General features: G+C 57.8%; 16 protein-coding genes. 7 read left to right on the top strand and 9 right to left on the bottom strand.

The window, feature by feature from the left end; translation table 11 throughout:
• Positions 1 to 138: 138 nt before the first annotated feature.
• The 6 genes from GPA_RS18550 to GPA_RS16240 are packed head-to-tail and all read right to left on the bottom strand — an operon-like array spanning position 139 to position 7,122.
• Positions 139 to 1,068 (bottom strand): hypothetical protein, encoded by a 930-nt coding sequence (locus GPA_RS18550; RefSeq protein WP_227155702.1) that lies wholly within the window; start codon positions 1,066 to 1,068, stop codon positions 139 to 141.
• 6 nt (positions 1,069 to 1,074) lie between these two features.
• The gene (locus tag GPA_RS16260) at positions 1,075 to 4,167 is read right to left on the bottom strand and encodes a type I restriction endonuclease subunit R (RefSeq protein WP_083809219.1); all 3,093 of its coding nucleotides are present in this window, start codon (positions 4,165 to 4,167) and stop codon (positions 1,075 to 1,077) included.
• Positions 4,164 to 4,673: a restriction endonuclease subunit S gene (locus GPA_RS17650; RefSeq protein WP_083809217.1), complete on the bottom strand. Its 510-nt coding sequence runs from the start codon at positions 4,671 to 4,673 to the stop codon at positions 4,164 to 4,166. The genes GPA_RS16260 and GPA_RS17650 overlap by 4 nt, the downstream gene beginning before the upstream one ends.
• 10 nt (positions 4,674 to 4,683) lie before the next feature.
• Complete coding sequence (locus GPA_RS17645) at positions 4,684 to 5,328, bottom strand: restriction endonuclease subunit S (RefSeq protein ID WP_083809215.1); 645 nt, start codon at positions 5,326 to 5,328, stop codon at positions 4,684 to 4,686.
• A gap of 2 nt (positions 5,329 to 5,330) precedes the next feature.
• Entirely contained in the window at positions 5,331 to 6,911 is a 1,581-nt protein-coding gene (locus GPA_RS16245; RefSeq protein ID WP_015540548.1) for a type I restriction-modification system subunit M, read from the bottom strand.
• 1 nt (position 6,912) lies between these two features.
• Positions 6,913 to 7,122 (bottom strand): YlcI/YnfO family protein, encoded by a 210-nt coding sequence (locus GPA_RS16240; RefSeq protein WP_227155708.1) that lies wholly within the window; start codon positions 7,120 to 7,122, stop codon positions 6,913 to 6,915.
• Between the two features lie 789 nt (positions 7,123 to 7,911).
• On the opposite strand from GPA_RS16240, the gene GPA_RS16235 reads away from it, so the two are divergent.
• Positions 7,912 to 8,277, top strand: coding sequence for a YraN family protein (locus tag GPA_RS16235; protein WP_015540546.1), 366 nt, complete (start codon positions 7,912 to 7,914; stop codon positions 8,275 to 8,277).
• Between the two features lie 123 nt (positions 8,278 to 8,400).
• Here GPA_RS16235 and GPA_RS16230 read toward each other — a convergent pair whose 3' ends face one another.
• The 3 genes from GPA_RS16230 to GPA_RS16220 form a co-directional block, all read right to left on the bottom strand.
• A complete protein-coding gene (locus tag GPA_RS16230) occupies positions 8,401 to 9,699 on the bottom strand; it encodes a type II toxin-antitoxin system HipA family toxin (protein WP_015540545.1) in 1,299 nt (432 codons plus the stop codon).
• A complete protein-coding gene (locus GPA_RS16225; protein WP_049784223.1) occupies positions 9,696 to 10,007 on the bottom strand; it encodes a helix-turn-helix domain-containing protein in 312 nt (103 codons plus the stop codon). The genes GPA_RS16230 and GPA_RS16225 overlap by 4 nt, the downstream gene beginning before the upstream one ends.
• A 135-nt stretch (positions 10,008 to 10,142) precedes the next feature.
• Entirely contained in the window at positions 10,143 to 10,322 is a 180-nt protein-coding gene (locus tag GPA_RS16220; protein WP_227155712.1) for a hypothetical protein, read from the bottom strand.
• A gap of 1,148 nt (positions 10,323 to 11,470) precedes the next feature.
• Here GPA_RS16220 and GPA_RS16210 point away from each other — a divergent pair.
• The 6 genes from GPA_RS16210 to GPA_RS16185 all read left to right on the top strand — a co-directional run bounded on the left by GPA_RS16210 (position 11,471) and on the right by GPA_RS16185 (position 17,813).
• Positions 11,471 to 13,111 carry an exonuclease domain-containing protein gene (locus GPA_RS16210; protein ID WP_231847681.1) on the top strand — a complete coding sequence of 547 codons (1,641 nt, stop codon included), beginning with the start codon at positions 11,471 to 11,473 and terminating at the stop codon, positions 13,109 to 13,111.
• 489 nt (positions 13,112 to 13,600) lie between these two features.
• Complete coding sequence (locus GPA_RS16205) at positions 13,601 to 14,368, top strand: ParA family protein (RefSeq protein ID WP_041239830.1); 768 nt, start codon at positions 13,601 to 13,603, stop codon at positions 14,366 to 14,368.
• A complete protein-coding gene (locus tag GPA_RS16200; protein ID WP_015540541.1) occupies positions 14,365 to 15,324 on the top strand; it encodes a ParB/RepB/Spo0J family partition protein in 960 nt (319 codons plus the stop codon). Before GPA_RS16205 ends, GPA_RS16200 begins: the two co-directional genes overlap by 4 nt.
• A gap of 187 nt (positions 15,325 to 15,511) precedes the next feature.
• Positions 15,512 to 15,937, top strand: coding sequence for a hypothetical protein (locus tag GPA_RS16195; RefSeq protein WP_015540540.1), 426 nt, complete (start codon positions 15,512 to 15,514; stop codon positions 15,935 to 15,937).
• 2 nt (positions 15,938 to 15,939) lie between these two features.
• Positions 15,940 to 17,241: a relaxase/mobilization nuclease domain-containing protein gene (locus GPA_RS16190; protein WP_015540539.1), complete on the top strand. Its 1,302-nt coding sequence runs from the start codon at positions 15,940 to 15,942 to the stop codon at positions 17,239 to 17,241.
• A complete protein-coding gene (locus GPA_RS16185) occupies positions 17,238 to 17,813 on the top strand; it encodes a hypothetical protein (RefSeq protein WP_015540538.1) in 576 nt (191 codons plus the stop codon). Before GPA_RS16190 ends, GPA_RS16185 begins: the two co-directional genes overlap by 4 nt.
• The last annotated feature ends 363 nt before the right edge of the window (positions 17,814 to 18,176 follow it).

The raw sequence follows: 18,176 nt of genomic DNA, 5'->3' as shown, positions 1-18,176 counted from the left end.
ATGTTTTCCTTTCAAGAAGAATACGAGTCGAAAACCATGATACGGATTCTAGTTGACCCGGACGGGTTGCAGGTCGACGTTGTAATTTAGTTTCGCGACGGCCGCTGGGCGGCGTTGCTGGAACAGATTGCACATTTACTAGCGGCTTCTAAGCAAACGAACATAGACTTCAAACAGCACGCGAAGGAACAAATCCTCCATAGTGCAGCCACCAGAGGCAAAGTAGTCATCTAACGAGCCGTATTCATGCTCAGACTCCTCTGAAGATGTTCCCAATATCGCCAAATACATGCATAGCTCAGCCACAAAGAGGCAAGCTTGAATCTCATCAGATTCTGCGAATGAATACTCCTTCATTAGAAGCGAAATGGGCTTGCGGCAACAGCCTCCCTTGCCATCGAGGGCCTCTGACAACACGTCAACAATCCGTTGTTCATACAATCGTCCAAGAGACTGTGCGGAGCACGCATCTCTTGCAACAACGTCAACACGCGCCTCGCCATACCCAAGACAACGTCTGAGATACTTGCCATTGTCATACAGAACACTTGAGCGATCGTCAGGGAAAGAACGAGCTGACAGCTCCTCAAGGGCGTCTACACACGAAGAGAATAGCGACTTATCGCAATCCCATTCGCCCACTCGAAGAGATATTCCCTCACGTTCAAATAGCGCGCGCTGAACCTCATTAGTCAAACAGCAGAAGTCTCGATACAGTTCACGGCGGTAAGGCCATGTTTTGTCAAAAGCAGAAGCTGCAAAGCAAAGCGGCATGAGCCACCTTTCCGCACTGTGCTTTTGATGGAAGGCGCAGACCTCTGCATCAACCCAATTTGCGTGTCTTCGCTCTTCACGCTGGTTGATTTCCAGCTCGAACGCCGCCTGTCTCTCGGCAATTCCCTTCTGCTCTTCTGCGAGACGTGCCTGCTCCTTTGCCGCCTCCCCTTGCTTGTAGGCCACACGCAGCGAGAGAATAACTGCAACAATAGCCACAATTGCGGAAACTACGGCCGCAACTGCAGAAGCAACGCTGCAAACGAAGCTCCAATCCCACTCTGGAACACACACCGAGATCTACCTTCCCAACCCATTGAATCTATCGAAAAAACCCTTGAGCCTCTCCAAGACGCGTGCCTTCATGTCCGCATAGGCATTGGCAGGGGCAAAGCGGCTCGGCTTCTTGGTCATGAGACTTGCCACCTCGGTGCCGCTCTCGGGAACGCCGCCATCTACGAAAGCATTGGCCATGAACTCACGCGTTGCCATATCATCCAGAGCCTCCTCCTCGATGATGGCAGAAAGCTCGCGCTCCTTGGCCTCTGCCAGGTACTTCTCCCAGTCGGCAGTGACATCGTTGCTAGAATCCAGGCTGTCGATGAATGCCTCGATGAGGTCCTTCTTATTGCGCAGCTCATAGCTCGCGCCAATCGCACGCTCGATGTCCCCGATGATCATCTTGTCGGTGCAGTTCGAATCGTGATACTTCTGCACGAGCATCAGCACGTAGTCGATGTTGATATCAACCTGCTTCAACAACTCGACCTCGAAGACAAGGTCGTCGTTGATGATCGTGGCGTCTTCCTTTTGCTTGCGCCACTTCTGGTACAGGTCCGTATACACGCTGCGATAATCCTGCTCATCACGTGGGTTCAACGTGTCGTCTGCTGCAAAGTCATCAAAAGCCGTAAGGATGTTGCGCAGACGCAGAATCACGCCAAACAGGCGGATGAAAGCCTTCTCGGCCTCCTCGCCCAAAAGAGCGTTGCCGTTGAGAACCGACTCCAAAGGGAACTGCTCGCGCAGTTGAGCCAAACGCTCGCGGTACTCGCCCAGATACTCCGCGTACGGCTTGAGCAGCACAACGCCGCCGGCCTCCTTGTCGCCAAAGAGGCTAATAGCGTGGTTAACGCGGTCCTCAAGATTGCGGAAGCAGACGATATTGCCATAGGTCTTCACAGAATTGAGGATGCGATTGGTGCGGCTAAACGCCTGGATGAGACCATGGTCACGCAAGTCTTTGTCAACCCACAACGTGTTAAGCGTCGTGGCGTCAAAGCCCGTCAGGAACATGTTGACCACGATGGTCAAATCCACCTGACGCTTCTTCATGCGATCAGACAGGTCCTTGTAGTAATTCTGGAAGCCCTGGGAACTCGTGTCGAAGCTCGTGGAGAACATCGCGTTGTAGTCCGCGATGGCATCTGCAAGAAAGTCTCGGCTCGGCGTGTCCAAGCTCTCCACATCGAAGCTCTCGTCGGGCAGACCGCAGCCGTCGTCGGCCTCGTTAGGGCCAAAGCTGTAGATGATCGCCACCTTCAGCCTCTCGCCGCCGCGCTCTTCCTGAATGCGCTTGAAAGCGGTGTAGTACACCTTGGCCATATCGATGCTCGCAGTGGCAAGGATGGAGTTAAAGCCCATGACGCGCGTGCCCTTAAGGGAATAACCGTGGCTGCGCTTGGTCTTCTGAGCAAAGTGGTCGAGGATGTAGTTGGTCACCAAATCAACGCGGGCCGCCGCTTTGTAGGCTCCCTCGCGGTAGATGTCGTAGACCTTCTGGTCCTCGTACTGATCGCGCTCTCGTATGGTCTGGATGTAATCCACGCGGAAGGGAAGCACGTTCTCGTCGCGAATGGCATCCACGATAGTATAGGTATGCAGCTTGTCACCGAAGGCCTGCTCGGTAGTACGCAAGTTGAAATTGCGCCCGCTGCCGGCGTTGTCGGCGAAGATCGGCGTGCCCGTGAAGCCAAACAGATGGTAGTTCTTGAAGTGCTTGGTGATGGACGCATGCATCTCGCCAAACTGGCTGCGATGGCACTCGTCGAAGATGATGACGCAATGCTGCGCATAGACCTCATGCCCCTTGTTCTTCTTGATAAAGCAGGCGAGCTTCTGGATAGTGGTCACCAGGATGCGGCAGTCAGGGTTGGCAAGCTGCCTTGCAAGCACCGTGGAGGACTCGCTGCCGTCAACCGCGCCCTTCTCGAAGCGGTCGTACTCGCGCATGGTCTGATAGTCGAGGTCCTTGCGGTCCACGACGAACATGACCTTGTCCACGCCCTCCATCTGGCTGGCGAGCTGCGCCGTCTTGAAGCTGGTCAGCGTCTTGCCCGATCCCGTGGTATGCCACACGTAGCCGCCGGCGCGCAGGGTGCCGAGCATGTCCTTGTTGTTCTCGCTGACGAGAATGCGGTTCAAGATGCGCTCCGTAGCCACGATCTGATACGGGCGCATGACGAGCAGCTTCTCTTCAACGTCAAAGACGCAGTACTTCGTGAGGATGTTGAGCAATGCGTGCTTGGCGAAGAAAGTCGCAGTGAAGGGCACGAGGTCGTAGATGGGCATATTGTCAGCTGCAGCCCACCAGCTGGTGAACTTGAAGCTGTTCGAGCTCTTCTTGCCACGCGTCTTCTTGCCAGCACGCTCCTCGATAGCAGAGAAACGAGTGGTGTTGGAGTAGTACTTGGTATGCGTGCCGTTGGAGATGACGAAGATTTGCACATACTCGTACAGCCCGCAGCCGGACCAGAAGCTGTCACGCTGATAGCGCTCGATTTGGTTGAATGCCTCTTGGATAGCGACGCCGCGACGCTTGAGCTCGATGTGCACGAGCGGTAGGCCATTCACCAGCACCGTCACGTCATAGCGGTTGTCGTAGCTTCCCTGCTGAGCGTACTGATTCATCACCTGCATGCGATTGTTGTGCACGTTGCGCTTGTCGATGAGGGAAACGTTGCGAACTGAGCCGTCATCCATGCGAAGTGCATAGACATGGTCTCGCTGAATGCGGTGCGTCTTCTCGACAATGCCGTCGTTGTCTGCAGCGATCCAACCCTTGAACAGGCGCACCCATTCCTTGTCGGAGAAGCTAATGTGATTTAGGGCCTCCAGCTGCGCGCGAAGATTGGCGATGAGCTCCTCTTCGCTAGAAACAACAAGACGCTCATAGCCCTGTCGGCAGAGCTGTTTTACAAAGGCGTCCTCGAGCTGCGCTTCCGACTGATAAGCGGACGAGCGACGCTGCTGCTTGGGCAGCGTCGAGCACACCGTAGCCTGACCGCCAAACGCCATGACGTCGAAGTCGATACTACCTGAAAGCTCATCAGCCAAAGAGGGCCCGAGCTCTGGCTCAGGCACGCTCGTGTATTCGTAGTTTATCTCGCTCATGCGACTTTCTCCTTGAAGCTCAAGAGCTTGTCACGGTAGTAAGCATATTGCTTACGCCGCGCCTCAATCTCCGCAGGAAGACCCTGGGAGATGTCGTTGATGAGAACATCAAACTGCTCGAGAGTCTTAGCAATTCGGCGTTGCGTTTCCACATCGGGAAGCGCCACCTTAACTTTTTTAAGCCTCTCAACCGAAAGCCCCGGTTGGGCGCCCGCAGTCTTAAACTGATTTAAGTTAGCCGCTGCAAGTGCATAAAACAGATAACAACAATCAACTCCTTCACGTGGGGCAGCAACAACGGCGTGTTCAGTGGCATAGTAGTCGCCATCCACAAAGTACACATTCCCGCACAAGGCGCCTTGCCTACCAATCAAAACTGCGTTTCCGGATTGATTCGATCGAGGCACATACCCGCGCAGGCCATTAGCCCCAAAGCATCTCACAGAACTCACAGAATTCGCGCACTCTGTAATTTTCGAAGCAGCTATAGCTTTGCCGGCTTTCATAGATGCTATATCACCTAACGTGACCCACCTTACTCTCTCTCTCTCTCTCTTCAAAGGTCAAGAGTCGATCGCGATAGTAGGCGTACTGGCGCTTGCGCGCCTCCAGCTCCGCCTCCAGCTCCGCCTCCAGCTCCGCCTCCAGCTCCGCGAAGGAGTCTAGCACTCGGACGATTTCTTCCTGCACTTCTATCGGCGGAACAGGGATGTAAAAATCCATGATTGCCTTTTTGTCGCCGCGCGGCATTTTTGCGCCCTTCGAATGCGAAATGTTGTATTCCGTGAAAGCTCTACCTGCCAAAACCTGCCATAAAAAACGCGGACTCAACTGTGCAGCGTCGCAGACGCGAATAACAAGGACATCGCCATTCGTCCCCCCGAAACAATCAGCCAACCACATCTTTTTCAGATACGGGCGGATATTGCCAAGAAGCACGTCTCCCGGCCTATACGAGATGCATTTTTCCTCTGACGGAACGTGAACTTCATAGCTGCGGCCACGATACTCTTGCAGAAGTTCGTTAACGCCAACATACGAACCTGGTTCCAAGTCACTTGCGGCAATTCTCTCTCTTGCATAACTTGCAAGACATGAAAGTTTCTTATATTCCACCCCATCAGGACAGAGGCGCTCAATCAGCTCGTCAATCTTGCTCATAGCTAGGCCTCCAAATCTGCGACGATGGCGTCGATCTTGCGGCGCAGCTCGTCCTCGCGCGCAACGATGCGGGTGATCTCGGCGTTGAGCTCGGCAATATCGATTTCCTCGCGCTCATCCTTCTTCTCGACATACGAGCTGACGGACAGGTTCGCATCATTTGCCAAGACCTCGTCATTGGCGACGCACCTGGCGAAATGCTCCTCTTCCTCGCGCGAGCTGACGGCAGCCATGATGCGCTCGATGTTCGCCGGCATCAGCTTGTTCTTGGAATCACGGCGCTCAAATTGCTCGCTCGCATCGATGAACAGCACATCGCTTGCGGTCTTGTTCTTCTTGAGCACGATGATGCAGGTGGCGATGGTGGTACCGAAGAACAGGTCAGCAGGAAGCTGAATAACCGCCTCAACGAAGTTGTTGCGCACCAGATAGTCGCGAATCTTGCCCTCGGCACCTCCACGGTAGAGCACGCCGGGAAACTCGACGATGGCAGCCGTGCCCTCAGTGGAAAGCCAACTCAACATATGCATCGTGAAGGCAAGGTCCGCCTTGCTAGCAGGCGCCAAGACGCCTGCGGGGCTAAAGCGTGCGTCATTGATGTTAAGCGGATTGGCCTTGCCTTCCCACTTAATCGAATATGGGGGATTCGAAACGATGGCATCGAACGGCTCATCGTCCCAATGGGCAGGTTCCTTGAGGGTATCGCCCAACGCGATATCGAACTTATCGAAGTTCACATCGTGCAGAAACATGTTGATACGCGCCAGGTTGTATGTGGTCAGGTTGATCTCCTGGCCAAAATAGCCGTTGCGCACGTTTTCCTTACCCAGGATCTTTGCAAACTTAAGAAGCAGTCCACCGCTGCCGCAGCAAGGATCGTACACCTTATTCACGCTCTTGCGATCGCCGATGGCGATACGCGCCAAAAGCTCGCCCACCTCCTGCGGGGTGAAGAACTCGCCACCGGACTTGCCGGCGTTGGAGGCATACATAGTCATGAGGTACTCGTACGCATCGCCAAAGGCGTCGATGGAGTTGTCTTGGAATGCTCCGCCAAAATCTAGCGAACCAATCTTTGAAATTAGCTTAACGAGCTTCTTGTTACGCTCGATGACGGAGTTGCCAAGCTTGGCACTGTTGACGTCCATATCGTCGAAAAGACCCTTGAGGTCGCCCTCAGATTCCGTGCCAACGGCAGAGCCCTCGATATTCTTAAATGTCTGGGAAAGCAGCTCATTGAGGTCCTGCCCATCCTCCGTCAAGCGCATGCCATCCTTGTCAACGTGCTTGAGGATGTTGCAAAAGAGCTCGCTCGGAAGGATGAAGAAGCCCTTCTCCTTGACAGTCTCCCCGCGGCCCCATTCGGCCTGATCATCAGACATGGAGGCATAGTCAAAAGAAGCATCGCCCTCTTGCTCGGCAAGATAGGTGCAAAGGTTCTCGCTGACAAAACGATAGAACAGCGTGCAGAGGATGTACTGCTTGAAGTCCCAGCCATCAACGCTGCCGCGCAGGTCATCTGCAATGGACCAAATTGTCTTATGCAGTTCCGCCCTCTGTTGCTCCTTAGTGGTATTGGCCATGCTAGCCCCTCTCAACATTAGAAAGCTCGTCGATCAAGCACTTGCGGATCAACGCGCTGAAGCTCATACCGCGAAGCTCCGCGGCCTCTTTGGCGCTATCTCGAAGGTTCTTTGGGATGCGAATGGTGATGGCTGTCATCTCGCCATCGACCAGGTACTGCTGGATGTCGGTCGCGTCGACACCGCTCTTAATCAGTTCCTTGTAGCTCATCGTCATTCCTTACATTCTGTTTGCGGAATGCAATACAAATGAAAGTATATCACTGACCAGGGCGAAGTCCTTAGCTATCGTCTAATAACAGCTCATTTGTATCGTAAATAGTTGCAGGTGGTTGGCGTATCCGCATATTGGACAGTGGAGGGGGCAAGCCCGCCCACCCGTTGGATTAGCGGGGCGGCGGGCTTGAGAGCGAATCATGAGGAGCGGCCTTTCGCACGAAAGAGCCGCGGGGAGACCTAAGCCATTGGCTTCCGCAGGACCAGCCCGGTCGGTATAGCTCCCGCAATGAAGGCGAGTGGCGACAAGTGCCCTTAGTGCTCACGTGCAAGTCGATGAAGAAGCAGGGAATGTTTCTGGTTTTGTCGCTGAGTCAGCATGCTGTTGCAAACTCTTCGCGCGACCTTGCCAACCCTCGAATTGAACCCACCTATGGCAATGGCCGATGAAACCAAGTTATCGTCATGCAGTCAATCACTCTGGTTGCCTCGTTCGGTCCAACCGTCTTCAGCTCAAATTCACGCTCATAGCAGGCAGGCCGTCCAGACTACTGAATCCATTGCGCAGAACCCCCCTATGCCGGGACGCCCTCCTTCGCCTTCCTTGGCTTCGCCACGCTCGCTCAGAACCAGGCTCTTCGGGCAAGGCGCGAAAAACTTTTGCTGCGCAAAACTCGGGCCCTGACGGGTTTTCGCTTCACTCCTTGCCTTCGGCCAGAACCTGAGCGGCTTCCGGATCACAAGGCAGGCCAAAGGGGCCGGCCACGAACAAACGGAGGTCATCATGAGCAATTTCGAACTTCAGGAGAAGGCAGTCAAGGCAGCCACCCGCTTCATCGAGCGCAAGGGATACGAGCTTCTCGAGGCCGGTTGGACTTCCCCCGAGGGAACCCGGATCGATCTGGTCGCCAACGACGAGGACACCCTGGTCTTCATCGACGTCACCGCAACCGAGTACGGCGAGGGTGGCTTCGAGGGTGGCAAGGTCAAGCGCAGCGACCTTGAGATCGCGGCGGCTTCCTGGCTCGCTGGTAACTCACCCGACGGCGAAATCCAGGTCCGCTTCGACATCATCGACATGCTGGTCGTGAGCGCCGACAGGGCACTCCTGAGGCACCACATCAACGCCTTCAGCTGCGGGGTCGAGTAACCGACCTCCATCCCGGCCCCCGCTGGAGGGCCGGGAGCCCCTCGGGGTCATCCCGAGGGGCTCTTCCGTTCTCTTATCGGCCGTTCCCCATGATTCGCTAGTTGGCCGCGAGCGGCACGGGGCCTAGCCCCCCAATCCTTTCAGCGACCTTGCGCACAGCTGCGCGATCGGTTCCTCCATGCGCCCCCTGAGCTCCCTGGCGGCGTCGGCCGACCCCGTTTTCTCCAAAGCGTCGAACTCCCGGGCCAGCTTGCCGGGGATCTCTTCGGCGTAGAGCGCCAGCAAGTCGCGGCAGCCCTCGGCGGTTATGCCGAATCGTCCGAGGCCGCACTGCTCGACCAGCTTGGCGAGGTCGTTTGCCGAAACACGGCCCGCGCGGTTCTCGCCGCCGATGGACATGGCGAGCTTGGGCGGCTTGACCTTCAGCTTCGCCCCCTCGACGTAGGGGGCGATGGATGCCACGTCGTACATGGGCGCCAGCCTGTGCGACCCGTCGGCGGCGAGCATGATGGAGTAGTTCTTGGCGTGCGCGTCCGTCGCCGCGAGCAGGTAGTTGAGGAAGAGCATCTGCAGGAAGCCCGCGGCGTTTGCCTGGGCGGTGGGCCCGGTCGAGGTGAGAAGCCCCAGCGCTTCGGCGCAGTTCGGCCCACCGTACATGGTGTACTTGTTGTCGGGGAGGCATCCCAGGGCCTGGCAGAGATCCTCCTGATGGAGCCTCGTCACATCGTCCCCCTCGACCAAGCGGTCGTAGCGCTCGATGACGATGGCGGGCTCCACGCCGCCCTCGCCCTCGAATTCCAGATACTCGACGCTTGCCGCAGGCACGCCTAGGCTTGCCGCGAGCCGCATGCAGACGTACTCGTTGAGCGCCTGATGGGCCAGTCCGCGCACGCCGCTCTTCAGGATGTGGGTGGTTGCCGCAGAGCCCTCGCAGGAGTACCACCTGCCATCCACGCGCCGCAAGGCGAACTTGCTCTGCTGGCCGCCGAGGCTCCAATGCTCGTCGTCGGCGATCCAGCCGGCGCCATCCAGGCGGCCTTTGGCCAGCCTCCGGGCAATTTCGGCGTCGCTCACGGCAACGAGGCGCTCATCGCGGCAGGCGTCGGAACCCTGGGGGACGAACTGCACCGCGCCGGGGCAGTCCAGGCCGATGACGCCGAGGAGCGCGAAGGGGTTGTTGGGAGAGATGCCGGCGTCGGCGGCGACATGCCTTCTCACGGCCGGGTCCTCTGGCAGAAGCCCCCAGAGGTAGGGCAGCACGACCTTGTCCCGGTAGGGCCTGGTGGAAAGTGGCATGGACGACGACAGCGGAACGCCGCGGTAGTTTCTCCCGTAGGCGAAGGAAAGCGAGTCGGCCCCGTCCTGGGAAAGGGCTCCTGCGAGCTTGCCGGCGATGAGCACGTCGAGGACGCAGGCCGTCATCGCGCACCTCCCGTCAGGATGGAGAGAGCGCCTGCGGAGGCGTCATCGCGAGCCGCAGGCTCTCTGATGCCCAACTGCCCGGCTTGCGGCTCATCCGAGGGGTTCCCGGCGGTCAGCTCCAGCCCCAGCCCCAGGGCCCCGAGCACGGCGATGAGCTTGTCCAGCTGCACGCCGGGGTTCTGCCCCAGCTCCAACGACCAAAGGCAGCGCTTCGACACGCCCGCGGCCTCTGCCAGCTGGGCCTGGGTCATCCCCAATTCAGCGCGCCTGTCCTTTATGGCGTAGCCTATCTCCAGCGCGTCGACCACCGATATCCTCCCATCTCGGGTGAATTATTCTTTCGCATCATTTTGCGATTATGATAGTTCGCAATATTGTGCGAGTCAATATTCTCGCAACATTATGCGCTCTGACAGTATAGGAGTGTGGTCTTCCTAGGGGCATCATGACGTGCGGTAATGCGCGTCGGACATCAGCAAATGGCGGACGCTTTCCGTTTTCAGCCATCTTACCTCGGTCTGGCGAACCCCGAACAGGCAGACGAACCAGTTCAGGTACGATTGCAGGTTCTTCGTGTCCGTGCCGATGAACCGCCAGATGCAGCGCTTCAGCCACAAGCACATGCTGTTCACCATCAACATGCATTCCAGGTACTACGGGTCGCGGACATCGGCCCTTTACGGCTCGCTTATGCATCCGGTCTCCCTGATCGGGGCGTTGTGCGCTTACTCCATGTCATGCACCACGACGGAGTTCTCGGCGAGGTGCATGAGCGGCGTGTGCATGCGTTATGTGGGGATTGTACGTGCGGCGGGCGGGATCTCCTTGGGATTCATCATGTCATGACGGATTTACGCCATGACATGACGACAACGCGTTGTGATCTGCCCCCATGCATGAGGCTTGCACCCATGCCGGATTGCCGCATGGGTGCAAGCTGGCTGTCTTTGCAAGTGTATTGCAGGTATTATTGCTATTCCCACTCAATGGAAACATACCCCAAATTCGTGTAGTCAACATGGTGCCTGACCTGCGGTTGTTGTCATTCTTCGCTCACGGAAAACGTGTAGTCACCGTGTAGCCGGAGGTGACTACAGGCCGTGTAGTCACTTTCGAAGAGTATTTTCCACCGACCGAAGAGTGACACGACTGGCCTGCGGAAACGCTCCATCACTGCTTGACGCTGACTACGCGAAACAAGACGCGGCCCCGGGCAGGAGGAGCCCCCGACGGCACCACGTTGGGTAGGCCGTGGCCAACTGGTCTGCACCTCGGGCGAACGAGGCCGTGTCCCACACTAACAGATGAGGGCAATCTTTTCGTGGAAGCCATTATGGCCACACGGCTGCCGAACACCTTCACCTGTCGGCTTCAGACAATCAATTGAATTGTTCGCAGCAGTTTGGATAGATTCGTAAAAATAGAGCATCGGCATTGTTAATGTGTAGTTCAACAATGAGCGAATGCCGGCAGGATAATGGTGGTTTAATTGGATAGGTAGTTTATTGAGTTCGAAGCGGATGCGCAGATGCGGCCTCAGCGCTATCGCGGGTATGCAATATGGCGTCGATCCGTAGTCGGCATCTACTTCACAACGGAGTTTCTTGCCTATGAATACGAGAATACGAATTGGCGCTCTTCATGGACGAGCGGCGTAGACGTATCTAGATATTTCTTGATTCATCTTTTGGGGAGACAGGCTAAAGTGAGTATTTTCAAAACTGAGGATTGCCCCATATGCGGGCGTAGAACAAACGCCTTTGAAAAGACCATGGCAAAATACAATGGTCTGCATCTGTGCAGGCCGTGCTTGACGAGAATAATCGCATCTGGAATCAACGCGGTAGACGTCAAGAAACATACCCTGAACGAACTCCAAGTTGCTGCCGGCTGTCGAACCGCTGAATCCTTATCCGTACCCTCATCTAAGCCAGCAACTGATTCGGCATCCTTTTCCTCGAATTCTTCTGCAACGCCCAGTGCTGCGCCCGACACCTCGATTTCCGGTTCCGCGTTTGAATCTCACTCCCTGGGACGCGTGGAGTTGCATGAAATTTACGTGGCACCAGGTGCTATGGCTTCGGTGAAGTCAAAGTTCATCGCCTTTGACGTAGAAACCACAGGCCTCAGCGAATATGCAGACCGGATTGTAGAGATCGGCGCCATTTGCTTCGAAGACCGCAAGCCCATGCGCTCATTTAGCACCCTTGTAAATCCCGGTGTGAGGATATCTGTAGAGGCCAGCCGCATTAACCACATAAGCAACGAAATGCTTGGAAACGCCCCCTCAGAGAATCAAGCCTACGAGCAGTTCGTCGAATTTCTGGGTGATGCTCTTGCAGGCAACTCGATCCTGTGCGCCCACAATGCAAGATTCGACATGGGCTTCCTAAAGAACACCCTGGAGCGCTTGGGCTATAGCGGAACCATCAATTACGTGGACACGCTATCGCTTTCTCGCCGCTTGATTTCGGACTTGCCCAACTACAAGCAGCCGACTGTAGCCCAGTACTTCAATATTCAAAATAATGCGGAACACAGAGCATACGGCGATGCCGAAGTCTGCGGAATGATGTTTTGCAAACTCGCAAGCCTTGGGGAACAGAGACTAGCCCTTAATCGCGAAGAACGGGGTATTCCTAATCTTACTGACGTGGAAAAAGAAATTGGCGCCTGGATTCAGAAAACGATAGTAGATAACGGCGGCGATTTAAGCTGGTTCGCCTTGACCAAGTCGAAATCCGGATATGTAAGCGCACGATACCTGTATAGCTTCTTGAGGTTCAAAGTACTTCGAAAAGGTCCTTTCTTAATCGTCAAGGACTCTGCGAATCTCCCGCAAGAGCTCGTAACAGCTAGTTGCACCGCCAGCGAGGGAGGAGATGCGTTTGTTCGAGTGTTCTTCAAAACCCCATCTGACCTCTCGCCACTGTCGGATTGCATTGTTAGCGAATACAGAGACTGCAGGCTGGAAGCACTCGAATACATCGAAGAGAATAGCCGGCACAGACGCAAGGCCCGTTTGACCATGGAGAGCTATGCGGGGGTAACCTTTTCCGACGCAGAAGTGGAAGACCTGCTTCAAAGCGCAATCGAAAGGCATCGCAAAGAGCTCGAGGACGAGCGCGCAGAACAACGGGAAGCCGAAAAGAAGGCGAGGCGTCGGGAAGCGCGAGAGAGACGCAAGCGCGAGGCGATCAACGGCGCCGCAGAGAGCAAACCCGCTCGGAATAATGAAGGCCACAAGCGCCCCATTGCGATGATGGATGACGACGAAAATGAAATTAGCCGGTTTGAGTCGGTATCGGCGGCGGCCAAAGAGGTGGGCGTTAGCACGAAAAGCATTCGGGACGCTGCAAAGGGGATCCAGCAGCATGCTGGTGGGTATAGGTGGAAGTACCTAGACGAGTAAACAAACAGGACGGCGCTTTCCTCCTTTGACAAAGACACCCTGATTCAGTCTCGCCCCTCCTGAAGAAGGGGCGAGGCTTTCGTTGTCGTCCGATGGAAGTCGTTACAGAACCGAGAGCGCGTCGAGGCGGCGACGCTAGAGGGCCTTGCGGGGTGCGGGTTCGGCGTGAAAGTAAGAACTCCCCGGCAGAGTGGCGGAGAGCCAAGGGGCCTGGCTACGAGATGCCCCGTCGCACGAAAGCGGCAACGTCGCGCCTCCTGAATCGGACAAGCCTCCCTATACGCACGGTCGGGAGGGCGTAGTAAACCCCATCCGTGACTGGCAATCCTTATCCGTTGACTAACACAAACTGATACAAAAACGTATCAGTTTGTGTTACCATCGGTAATACAGGATGGAAACTGCGTTTAAGGAGCCCATCCAGCCAGCCGAATACGAGGTCCCTCGCTTCCACAACCTCGGGACCGCAAGACGCGAAGGAGCTTTCCCATGCGAACCCTTGCAGTGAGCAACTACAAGGGCGGGGTGGGCAAGACGACCACGGCCGTGAACCTCGCCGCAATATACGCGGCGCGCGGCCTGAGGGTCCTGCTCATCGACCTGGATCCCCAGGCATCCGCCACCGACTACTTCGGCCTGTACGACCGGGCCGCCAAGGACGGGAAGACGTCCATCCAGCTTCTCTACGAGAACGCCGCCGTCGCGGACGTCGCTTACGAGACCGGCATCGAGAACCTGTCCGTCATCCCGTCCATCATCGAGCTGACCGACCAGAACGAGCTGATGCTGCGAGAGCAGAGGCTCCGCTTCGCCTTGGACGATTGTGCGGGGGATTACGACGCCGCGATCATCGACTGCAGCCCCACCATGAAGAGGCTGGCCTTCAACGCCTACCTGGCTGCAGCGGAGTCCGGCATGGTCGTCATCCCCGTGAAGCTCGATTCGACCGTCATGCGGGGAACCGCGCTCACCGTGAACGCCATCCAGGCGATCGCCGACGCGCTGCGCGTGCCCGTCCCCGAGTTCAGGATCCTCAGGACATGCGTGCCCGGGCGCATGGCGAACGCCGAGAGGACGGGCGAGGCGGTGCTGGACCGGTTCTTCTCCGGTCAGCAGCTCTCCAACGTCATCCATGCGTCCTCGAAGGTCTGCGAGGGAAGCTGGCAATGGAAGCCCGTCTCAGTGTTCGAGCCCGGCAGCAGGCCCGCCAGGGACTACGAACGCCTTGCCGACGAGCTTTGGGAGGCGATGGCATGAGCGCGGCGGACGTGGCCGAAGGCTTCAGCATCAGCGGCCTGCTCGACGCCGGATCCCAGACGGCAAGCAGGTTTCCGGTAAGGGAGATACCCCTTTCCGACATCCAAGGGCACCCCGGCAACGTCGCGTACTCCATGGACGAGGAGGGGATCGCAAGACTCGCCGAGTCCATCCGGCACGACGGCCTGACGGACCTCCCTCTGGTCAGGAGGCTGCAGGGCGGGGGATTCCAGATGATCTCCGGGCATCGCAGGATGGCGGCATTCAGGCTGCTCTCCCAACAGGGTCCCTCCTATTCGAAGATCCCCTGCAGGATCGCTTCCGACGTCTCCGACGAGCAGGCCGTGGTGCTGCTTCACACCGCGAACTTCTTCACACGCTCCCTGACCGTCACCGAGCGCGCTGCCGCCACCAAAGCCCTCGGCATCCAAGTCGAGCAGATGCGCGCAGCGGACCCGTCCCTTGCCGGCATGCGCACGGAGGACGTCAAGGCGCGCATCGTCGAGGAGATGACGGGCCGCAAGGTAAGCGGAAAGACCATCAAGCGCGAGGAGGCGCTCGCGGACGAGGTCGCGGGCCTCATTCCAGAATGGCGCGATGCGGCGGACTCCGGCGGGCTCTCGGTCAAGGCCGTCGACGCATTGGCCGGGTCCGACGAGGCGACGCAGAGATCGGCGTTCGAGAAGTGGTTGGAGTCGCCGAGATCGAAGGCGGCGACTACCGAGCTGGTCGCCTCGATGACGGCCTCGAAACCCGCCGCCGACAAGCGGCTCGCAAGCGCCGAGAAGGCGCTCCGCCGCTTCGTCGCGAACCTCCCCAAGACCCCTACTGCGGCGGATTCCGAGGCGATATCCCGCATCGCTGAGCTGGCCCGCCAGGCCGGCGATGCGGTTTCAGGGTTCACCGATGCCCATGGGGCTCGGCAGAACCCGTCATATACGAATCGTAGCGAGTAACTCATTGCGTATTACAACGCAATGAACTCGTTCCGGGGCGGGGCAGGGCGCTTCCACCCCGGATGGGGACGCCATCCGGAAACCCTCCCCGACCTCTGGCAACCGGAAGCGGCAAGACGCCTTCCACCGTCGCCGCTTCCTTCACGGGGGATCCCCCGTGGCCCCTACAAGACGCAAGGAGAAAACGATGGGTGTGTACACGTGCACCGTGAGCTGCCGCATGACAGAGGAGGACAGGCAGCTCTTGGACCAAAGGGCGGAGAGTCTGGAGCTTGCGAACTCCGAGGCCATCCGCGCCCTCCTTAGGCTGCCCATAGCCGATCCCGACAACCTCGCCGCCATAGACGAGGGAAGCCGCGTCGTCGTCATCGACGCGAAGACCATGGGCCGCATCAACCGCGAGCTCGTCCGCTGGGGACGCCACTACAACCAGGCGGTCAGGGCCCTGAACACCATAGCGATGTTCGCGAGGAACAAAGGCGGCATCGACCCGCAGGTCGCGAAGGAGCAGCTAAACAAGGCGGCAAGCGAGCTGGAACTCGTCCAGGGCTCCGTCGAGGAAATCAAGGACATGGTTCAGGCGGTCCATAAGTCCGAGAGGTTTTGGCGGTAGCGATGGCGGTCCTCAAGGCGATCAACGGCCACACGGGGTGCGGCCGCATCAAGGACTACCTTGAGAAGGGCGGAAGGGCGCTGCTGCGCGACTTCTTCAACCTCTCCTGGGACGAGGTCGAGGACAAGGGGCTGGATGCCGCTCTTAAGGACGAAGTGGACTGGGCTTTAGAGATGGACGCATTACGCCACGACTACGGCAACGACAGGCCATGGAAGGGGCAGCGCGCCATCACGTTCCGTCACTACGCGATCTCCCCGGATCCTAGCGACAACATCGGCCTCGAAGGACTGCGTGAGTTAACGCACGCCTGGGTCAAAAAGCACTTCTCCGACTATCAGGTGGCCGTCGTCTACCACGACGATAACAGGCAGGGGATCCCGCATGCGCACATCGTGGTGAACAATACCAATCTCGAAACCGGCCGGAGACTCCACATCCCGAATGTGCTTGATATGAACCGCAGCCTGCAGGAAGTTGCCAAGGCAAGAGGGTTGACGGTCTTCGACAACGAGATGCCGAAGGGCAGGGCAGGGCGGAGCGATCCGAGAACCCCTCCCCGACCTCGAACGCGGTGGGCCACGTATATCAACAAAGCCGAGCGCGGAATCCTGGACGCGGGTGGCTACTCGTGGGTCAGCGACATCAGAAACAGGGTGTCCGTGGCCAAGGTGCTGTCGCGCAACGAAGGCGAGTTCATGCGAATACTGGAGCTCATGGAGATCGAGGTCGCAGAGAATTCGACCCAGGCACCCCGGGAGGACTGGATCTTCTCCTTGGCGGACCAGCCATCCAGGAAGGTGTCAGGGGAGAGGCTCGGGATGACGTTCGGCAAGATAGCGTTGACAGAGCGCTTCGTGCGAATCGGCTCTTACCATCCGGACGCCGCATCTTCCAGGGCGATCCTCTCCATGGCCACCGACGCCGTGGAGATCAAAGACGTTGCGGAGCTCGGCAGCCTGGCGAAGGCGGTCGAGACGAACGCACAATATTCGATCCGATCGAGCGGGGATTACGGAAGGCGCATCGAGACACTTCAAAGGCGCATGGAAAGGGAGCCTGAGGCCAAGGCGGCGGCGAAATGCGCCGAGCGAATCCAGGAGCTCGCCGAGGCCAGGGAGTACGCCTCAAGACACTCCCTGGTTCCAGATGGGGAGCTCGCAAGAAGGCATCAAGGCTCTGGATCCGACCGTTGGCAATACGGGCCGCAGCGCAGCGGAAACAGGCCTCAGAGGGCGGGTCAGAGCTCCGCTGCGGCAAGGCGGGACAGCAGGGACAGGCAACAGGAAGGGCGTAGCCGATGAGGGTTCAGGTTAAGTACAGAAGCGGGCGGCTGGACGTCTTCGACACGGACTCGTACACGCCCGCGCAGCCGTTCGGTGACGGCTGCATGCTGGCGGATTACGAGGTCCGGTTCGACCGCCTTGAGAAGGGATTGTGGCTGCAAGCCCACTTCTACGATGCAGACCCGAGGTTCAAGGAAGACCTGGACGACGGCGTGGTTCCCGTAGGGCGAAGGTCCATGGGCTGGCGCTTCCTCCTCGCGGAGGAGGCCGAGTTGAAAGAAGTCGAGCAGGTTCTTGTCGACGGGGACCGCATGCTCGTCCGGATGGGAGAAGGGCTGGTGGACGTCATGCGCTTGGACGGCGCATCCGCGTTGCTGCTCTCCGACGGAGGCGGCCCGTCCCTGGCGAGCAAACTGCAGGGCGTGGTCGAGGCGCTGAAAGCGGCGGACCCGACCATGGACGATGAGGCGGCCGCTGCCCTTGCCGGCTCCAACTGGGAGTCGTTGGCATGGGCCAGGGAGCTGCAGCCCCTGCGGCAAATCGAGGTTGAAGGCGAAGAGGAAGGTTGGATGGACCATGAAGACGATTAGGGTGATTTTCGGAGCCATTGGTGGCTTCTGCAGGTGGCTCATCAAGGCCGTGTTCAGATTCATGTGAGCCGGCTCCCGCGTCGCGGGGCCGTCGGCACCGCAATCGAACCGTGCCAAAAACACAATGGTTATCACCATATCAGTGATAGAGGTGATAACTATGACACGTTGCATACCGCAATGGCTCAGTCCCGTAATGGAAGCCCTCGATCTCACCTGCCTCGGCTCCCAGCAATCGCCCTGGAACCGTCGGCGTCCGCCCGGTAGAACCACCCACAATCGGGATCCGAAGGGCCTCCAAGACCCTAGGCGTTTGCAGCGGCCATCCATACACTGTTTTCGTCATTGCATGCAGTTGTAGAA

Origin of the sequence: Gordonibacter pamelaeae 7-10-1-b (genome assembly GCF_000210055.1) — a bacterium.
In the GTDB taxonomy this organism is placed as follows: domain Bacteria; phylum Actinomycetota; class Coriobacteriia; order Coriobacteriales; family Eggerthellaceae; genus Gordonibacter; species Gordonibacter pamelaeae.
This window is presented reverse-complemented; position numbering and strand designations above follow the sequence as displayed.